The organism is Halarchaeum acidiphilum MH1-52-1 (assembly GCF_000474235.1).
Classification (GTDB): domain Archaea; phylum Halobacteriota; class Halobacteria; order Halobacteriales; family Halobacteriaceae; genus Halarchaeum; species Halarchaeum acidiphilum.
The window spans coordinates 55,935-63,103 of the sequence record NZ_BATA01000005.1; the positions used below are offsets into that span (position 1 = coordinate 55,935).

5 protein-coding genes are annotated in these 7,169 nt (G+C 69.8%); all 5 read left to right on the plus strand.

Going from position 1 to position 7,169, the window contains the following annotated elements:
• The first annotated feature begins 141 nt into the window (after positions 1 to 141).
• From AOZ13_RS01965 to AOZ13_RS01985, 5 genes are read left to right on the plus strand one after another with little or no spacing between them, the layout of a single operon-like run.
• Positions 142 to 1,194: an NADH-ubiquinone oxidoreductase-F iron-sulfur binding region domain-containing protein gene (locus AOZ13_RS01965; protein WP_234402808.1), complete on the plus strand. Its 1,053-nt coding sequence runs from the start codon at positions 142 to 144 to the stop codon at positions 1,192 to 1,194.
• Positions 1,195 to 2,124, plus strand: coding sequence for a 2Fe-2S iron-sulfur cluster-binding protein (locus AOZ13_RS01970; protein WP_020222127.1), 930 nt, complete (start codon positions 1,195 to 1,197; stop codon positions 2,122 to 2,124).
• Entirely contained in the window at positions 2,121 to 4,394 is a 2,274-nt protein-coding gene (gene fdhF / locus AOZ13_RS01975) for a formate dehydrogenase subunit alpha (protein ID WP_044957926.1), read from the plus strand. Before AOZ13_RS01970 ends, fdhF begins: the two co-directional genes overlap by 4 nt.
• The gene (locus AOZ13_RS01980; RefSeq protein ID WP_020222129.1) at positions 4,395 to 4,973 is read left to right on the plus strand and encodes a DUF1641 domain-containing protein; all 579 of its coding nucleotides are present in this window, start codon (positions 4,395 to 4,397) and stop codon (positions 4,971 to 4,973) included.
• A 3-nt stretch (positions 4,974 to 4,976) separates the two neighbouring features.
• Entirely contained in the window at positions 4,977 to 6,920 is a 1,944-nt protein-coding gene (locus AOZ13_RS01985; RefSeq protein WP_021779668.1) for a molybdopterin oxidoreductase family protein, read from the plus strand.
• Positions 6,921 to 7,169: the final 249 nt, after the last annotated feature.

The window sequence follows — 7,169 nt, forward strand, 5'->3', positions numbered from 1 at the left end:
GCGCCCGGGACGCTCCCGATACCGACCCTCGCCGTCTTCGACGGCGAGCGAACCGTTCTCGCGCGCTGCGGGTGGACGGATCCCCGCGATCCCGACGACTACGCGAGCGCCGTCGGCTTCAGCGACGCGGACGCCGACGCCGTGCTCGACGCCGCCGAGGACCTGCGCGGGCGCGGGTGGGGCGACTGGTGTACGGACGACCCGTACGCCGACCTCTGGGCGGGCGTCCGAGATCGCGACGGGCCGACCTCCGTCGTCGTGAACGCCCACGGCAACCCCGGGGACGCCCTCCTGCTGGAGAGCGACCCCTACGCCGTGCTCGACGGCGCGAGCGCCGCGGCGCGCGCCGTCGGCGCCGACTACCTCTACTTGTACGCGAGCGAGGCCGACGAGACCGCGCTCGAACGGGCGCGCGACGCTGCCGAGTCCCGCGACTACGGTCTCCCGGTCGAGGTCGTCAGCGGGCCGGACGTCTACCGCGCCGCGGAGCCGACGATGGCCATCGAGTCCATCGAGGGCAATCACCGACTGGAGGCGCGCCTGCGCCCGCCCGGTCCCGAGGACGAGGGCGTCTACGGCAATCCGACGATCGTCCACACGGCGCGGACGTACGCGCACCTCGCGAGCGCGCTCCACGGGGACGCCCCCGAGACGCGCGTCGTCTCCGTGACGGGCGACGTCGAGGCGACGACGACGGTCGAACTCGCCGAGTCGGATACGGTCGCGAGCGCGACGGACGCCGCGGGCGTCGACGACTTCACCGCCGCCTGCGTCGGCGGGAAGTTCGGCGGCATCACGACCGACCTCGACGTCGGACTCGCGCCCGAGACGCTCGCGGAGGCCGACCTCGGTACCGAGGGCACGATCGAGGTGCTCGGGAGCGATCGCTGCCCGGTCGCGTTCGTCGGCCAGCGGACGAACGTCGCCGCGGAGACGAACTGCGGGCGCTGCGTTCCCTGTCGCGAGGGGACGACGCAGCTCACGGAGAAGCTCCGCGACGTCTACGACGGCACGTACGACGAGGGCGGCATGGCGGAGCTGATGGGCGTGATGGAGTCGACGAGTATCTGCGCGTTCGGGCGCGACGTCCCCCGCACGGTGCGGACGGCGATGCGGGAGTTCGACGACGCGTTCGAGGCGCACGCCGACGGGACCTGCCCGAGCGGCACTTGCGCGATCGGAGGGACACAGTAGATGAGCTCGGAACACGCTGACAGAGCAGACGCACCGCCGCTGACGGAGACGATCGCGCCGGGGACGGCGACCGACCCGGACGTGAAGAGCGCCGAGGAGGCGACCGTGACGGTCGACGGACAGGACGTCACCGTCCCGGAAGGCTCGACGATCATCGAGGCCATCGAGGCCGTCGAGACCGAGGAGAACGTCCCCGCGCTCTGCTACTACGACCGCGACAGCCCGGAGGCGGAGCGGATCGGCCCGCGAAGCGAGTGTCGGACCTGCATGGTCGAGACCGAGGAGCACGGGATGGTGCCGTCGTGCAGCTTCCCGGCCGAGGACGGACTCACCGTCTCGACGGCCGACGAGGACGCGACGGAGGCCCGCGACGTCAACCTCGACCTCGTCCTCTCCGATCACAACCTCCGCTGTACGACCTGCGGGCAGAACGGGCGCTGCGAACTGCAGGACGCCTCGATCGAGAACGGCGTCGTCGAACCGCGCTACGGCGTCTTCGACGACCGCGAGGCGTACGAGCCCCTCGACGATTCGAGCGACTTCATCCAGATCGATCGCAACAAGTGCATCCTCTGTAATCGCTGCGTGGAGGCGTGCAACGACGTGCAGGTCGAGGGCGTCCTCCGGATGGAGGGACACGGCAACGACACCCGCATCGGCTTCCAGAACGGCTCGGAGACGATGGAGGACTCGACGTGCGTCTCCTGTGGGCACTGCGTGACGGTCTGCCCGACGGGGAGCCTCGTCGAGCAGGGCATCACGGACGCGGCGACGATCCCGCTGCCCGGCTTCAGCCAGAAGAACTCCATCGGGAAGTCCCTCGAGAGCACGGGCAAGGAGGAGAAGGGACCGATGACGCGGATGAAGCGCGACGAACCAAAGGACCGCTCGGGCGAGGAACCCGACGAGAACCCCGGTGACTGGCTATGACTAAGGAACGAGAGCAGGGCGTCGCTGGCTACATGCAGCGCGCCAAAGAACAGGCGAACCGGAACGTCGAACACTTCGCGGAGGGGATGGCGGCCGGCTCGATGCCGGAGGGGAAGCTCTTCGACATCGCCCAAGAGGTCAGCAAGGAGCGCCTCGGTGAACTCACCGTCGACGACACGACGTGCGGCTACTGCGCGGTCGGCTGTCGCTTCGACGTCTTCACGGACGGCGAGGAGGTGCTCGCGACGCGCGCGACCGACCCGGAGAAGTCCCCGGTCAACGACATCTCGACCTGCGTGAAGGGGAAGTTCTCGTACAGCTTCGCGAACTCCGAGGAGCGCCTGACCAGTCCGCTCGTCCGCGACGAGAACGGCGAGTGGCGCGAGGCGAGTTGGGACGAAGCCCTCTCGCGGGCCGTCGAGGGCTTTCAGGACGTCATCGACGAGCACGGCAACGAGGCGATGAGCGTCATCGCGTCCTCGAAGGCGACGAACGAGGAGAACTACCTGATGGGCAAGTTCGCCCGGCAGGTGCTCGGGACGAACACCGTCGATAACTGCAACCGTCTCTGTCACTCCTCGACCGTGGCCGGCCTCGCCAAGACGTACGGCTACGGCGCGGCGTCGATCAGCGTGAAGGACTTCGAGGAGACGGACCTGATCTTCCTCACGGGGTCGAACACGACGGAGGCCCACCCGGTGCTCGGCACGCGCGTCAAACAGCACGTCAAGGACGGCGGCGACCTGATCGTCTTCGACCCGCGTGAGACGCAGATCGCGGAGTACGCCGACCAGTACACCGAGATCCGGCCGGGCTACGACACCGTGTGGATCAACGGCGTCACGCGCTACCTCATCGAGAACGACCTCTACGACGAGGCGTTCGTCGAGGAGCGTACGACCGGCTTCGAGGAGGTCAAGGAGGCCGTCTCCGAGTTCACGCCCGAGTACGTCGAGGAGGTCACGGGCGCGCCCGCGGAGGAGATCAAATCCGCCGCGGAGGCCATCGCGGAGGCCGACCGCGCCGTCTTCGGGTGGACGCTCGGGATCACCGAGCACTCCCACGGGACGGACAACGTCGCGGCGCTCGCGAACCTCGCCGCCGTCACCGGCAACGTCGGCAAGCCCGGGACGGGGGTCTCGCCCTTCCGCGGCCAGAACAACGTGCAGGGCGGCGGCGGCGACATGGGACCGCTCCCCGACAACTTCCCCGGCTACCAGAAGGTCGCGGACGACGAGGTCAGGGAGAAGTTCGAGGAGGCGTGGGACTGCGATATCTCACCCGAGCGCGGCTACTACACGACGGAGATGTTCAACGCCTTCGACGACGGCGCGTTGGAGGGGATGTACTGCATCGGCGAGAACCCCTCGCTCTCCGAGCCGGGCAAGACGCACGCTGATGAGGTCTTAGAGGAGATGGAGTTCCTCGTCGTGCAGGACCTCTTCATGAACGAGACGGCGAAGTACGCGGACGTCGTCCTCCCCGCCGTCTCCTTCCTCGAGAAGGAGGGGACCTTCGCGAACACGGACCGTCGCGTCCAGAAGGTCAATCAGGTGCTGGAGAAGAAGGGCGACGCGAAGGCAGACTGGGAGATCCTCCAGCTCCTCGCGAACCGGATGGGTCGCGAGTGGGACTACGACAACACGAACGAGATCAACGAGGAGATGCGCTCGCTGACGCCGATCTACGGCGGGATCAGCCACGAGCGCGTCGAGGAGGAGGGCGGCATCCAGTGGCCGTGCTGGGACGAGGAGCACCCCGGCACGGAGCGCCTCTACACGGAGGAGTTCAACACCGAGGACGGGAAGGCGAATCTCGTGCCCGTCGGCTACGCGGAGCCGATGTCCCCGCAGACCGATGAGTTCCCGCTCACGCTCACCACGGGTCGCGTCCTCTATCAGTACCACACGGGGACGATGACGCACCCCGAGAAGGGCATCATGAAGTACAACGACCGGGACTTCGTCGAGATCAACCCCGACACCGCCGCCGCGTACGGCATCGAGAACGGCGACCCGGTCCGCATCGAGTCCGATAAGGGCGAGATCGTCGTCACCGCGCAGGTGACCGAGCGCGTCGGCGAGGACACCGTCTTCGCGCCGATCCACTTCGCGGAGACGGCCGTGAACACGCTCACGGACTCCGAGCGCCTCGATCCGGAGGCGAAGACGCCGGAGTTCAAGGCGACCGCCGTCCGCATCAGCCCGGTCGAGGGCCAGCGGTCGACGAGCCGGCCGAACAGCGTCGAGCCAGCCCGGGGTGACGACTAGATGGCCCAGCCGGTCCGGGACGTCCCGGAGGGCGCGACGAACATCGAACCCGAGCGCCCGCAGGAGGGCGAGGAAGCCCTCCGGTCCGTCCTCGAGGAGTACGGCGGCGACTACGCGGACGCCGCGGAGTACACGGACGAACTCGAGAACGTCCTCGAGACGGCGATCCTCGTCATCGCCAGCGCGGACGACGAGGAGGTCGATTACGTCACCGAGTCGGTCGTGACGCTCGTCGAGGCCGGTGACGCCATCAGCAACGAGGGCACCGTTACGCTCGCGGAGTCGTTCGGCGAGAACTCCGGGGAGTTCGCCGACCTCCTCGACGACGTGATAGAACTCAAGAAGTCCGGCCAGCTCGACGCCCTCCTCGATCTCGCGGCGACCTTCTCCGCGCTGGAGGCGGACGAGACGACCGCGAACGCCCTGAACGACGTCCTCGGCGCCGTCGGCGACGCCGAAGAGGAGTCCGAATCGATGGGACTCTTCGGCGCGATGCGCGCGATGAGCGGCAGCGACGCGCGCGCCGGCCTCGGCTACGTCGTCGAGATACTGAAGGGGCTTGGACGCCGTACGAACTAGGTGATGCAGGAAGCCGGCGAGAGACGGGATCGAACGCGCTCGGGCGGCACGGAGACCACGGTCTGCCCGCTCTGTGCGGTCGGCTGTCGCCTCGCACCGGCGGACGGGGACGCGGACGACGACGGGGACGGTCCCGACGCGACCGGTCGGGCGCGCGGCGTCGCCGGACCCGCGAACCCGAACGGTCGGCTCTGCGCGAAGGGCGCGAGGGCCTTCGAGCCGGTCGGCGACCCGGAGCGACTCACGGAGCCGCTCGTCCGCGAGGACGGCGAACTCGTCCCGACGGACTGGGAGTCGGCGCTCGATCGGGCCGCAGGCGGACTGCGCGGCGTCGCGGAGACGCACGGTCCCGACGCGCTCGCCTTTTTGGGCGCGCCGCACTGTTCGAACGAGGAGAACTACCTCCTCGGGAAGCTCGCGCGGACGATCGGCACGAACACCGTCGACAACCGCGCGCGACTCTGTCACGACAACGCGGCCGCGGCGCTCGCAGACGCCTTCGGCCATCCGGCCTCGACGCTCGGCGTCGACGAACTCGCCGACAGCGACCTCGTGCTCGTCGTCGGCGCGAATCCCGCGGTCCAACAGCCCGTCGCGTTCAACGCGTTCGTCCGCGGCGGCGACGCCACGGTCGTCCACGTCGACCCACGGGCGAACGAGACGACGCGCGCCGCGGACGTCCACCTCGCGCCGAAACCCGGAACGGACGCGCTGTTCGTCCACGCCGTCGCCGCGACGCTCCTCGCGGACGGCGCCATCGACGAATCGTTCGTCGCCGAGCACACCACTGGATTCGACGCGTATCGCGAGGCGCTCGCGGACGTCGATCACGTGCGGGCCGCGAGCGCGACCGGCGTGCCCGCGGGCGATATCCGCGATCTCGCCGCGCGCGTCGCGGACGCCGAGCGCGTCGCCATCGTCGCCGGGACGGGCGTCGAGGCGGACGACGGCGCGACGGCGCGCGCGCTCTGCGATCTCCTCTGTCTCACCGGGAACGTCGGCCGGCCCGGCGCGGGCTTCGCGCTCTTCCGCGGGCTGAACAACGAGCAGGGCGCGACGGACGTCGGCTGTCGCCCCGACGAACTCCCCGGCCACGCCGCCGTCGCGGACCCCGAGGCGCGCGAACGCGCCGCGGACGTCTGGGGCGTCGAGCCGCCTGCCGACCCCGGCTTGAACGAGACGGAGGCGCTCGCCGAGTTCGGCGACGCGATCCGGGGCGCGCTCGTCGTCGGCGAGAACCCCGCCGTCGCGAAGCGCGACGCCGACTGGACGGCCGACCGACTCGACGCGCTCGACGCGCTCGTCGTCGTCGACGTCTACGAGACGGACACCACCGCGCACGCGGACGTCGTCCTCCCCGCCGCCGTCGGCGTGGAGAAGACGGGGACCGTCACGAACCTCGACCGGCGCGTACAAGCGCTCGCCGCCCTCTACGAGCCGCCCGGCGACGCCCGCCCGGACTTCGAGACGCTGTGCGACCTCGGACGGCGCCTCGTCGGCGACGGCTTCGACTACGACGGCCCGCGCGAAGCGTTCGACGAACTCCGCGCCGTGAGTCCGATCCACGCCGACGTCGCGGTCGGCGAGCGCTGGGGCGATGAGAGGGAGTTCGCCACGCCGGACGGTCGCGCCGCGTTCGGGACCGTCGACGCCGACGTCGAGATGGCCGACGACGGTCTCGCGCTCGTCGTCGGCTCGCGCGCCGGTGGCTTCGGCGCCGCGGACGCGAGCGCGGACGACCTACTCCACCTCAACCCCGACGAGGCGGCCGAACGCGGACTCGAAGACGGCGATCCCGTGATCGTTCGCGGCGCTGACGGCGCGAGCGTGGAGACGACCCTCGCCGTGGACGACGGCGTCCGCGACGGCGTCGCCTCCCTCCACGCGGACATCGCCGACCCGCTCGTGCGCGCAGGGACGGCGCGCATCGACGTCGAACGGGCGTGACGAGGGGGTGCCCGCGTGCCCGCGTCGCGACGCAGATCACGCATCGGACTCCCGCCCGACCGAAGATGTTTCAATCCCGTGCTGGGTTTCTACCGCGTCGCGACCCGGATCCTGCTCGACATCGCGAGCGCCCTCGAAGAGTTTCAATCCCGTGTTGGGTTTCTACCGCGTCGCGACCACCTCCTCCACAACGGCAGCGAGATCACCGCCCGGTTTCAATCCCGTGTTGGGTTTCTACCGCGTCGCGAC

Bases quoted from the DNA above. Each gene is read 5' to 3' on its own strand.
- AOZ13_RS01970 (WP_020222127.1), top strand. From the start codon at position 1,195: ATGAGCTCGGAACACGCTGACAGAGCAGACGCACCGCCGCTGACGGAG.
- fdhF (WP_044957926.1), top strand. From the start codon at position 2,121: ATGACTAAGGAACGAGAGCAGGGCGTCGCTGGCTACATGCAGCGCGCC.
- AOZ13_RS01980 (WP_020222129.1), top strand. From the start codon at position 4,395: ATGGCCCAGCCGGTCCGGGACGTCCCGGAGGGCGCGACGAACATCGAA.
- AOZ13_RS01985 (WP_021779668.1), top strand. From the start codon at position 4,977: ATGCAGGAAGCCGGCGAGAGACGGGATCGAACGCGCTCGGGCGGCACG.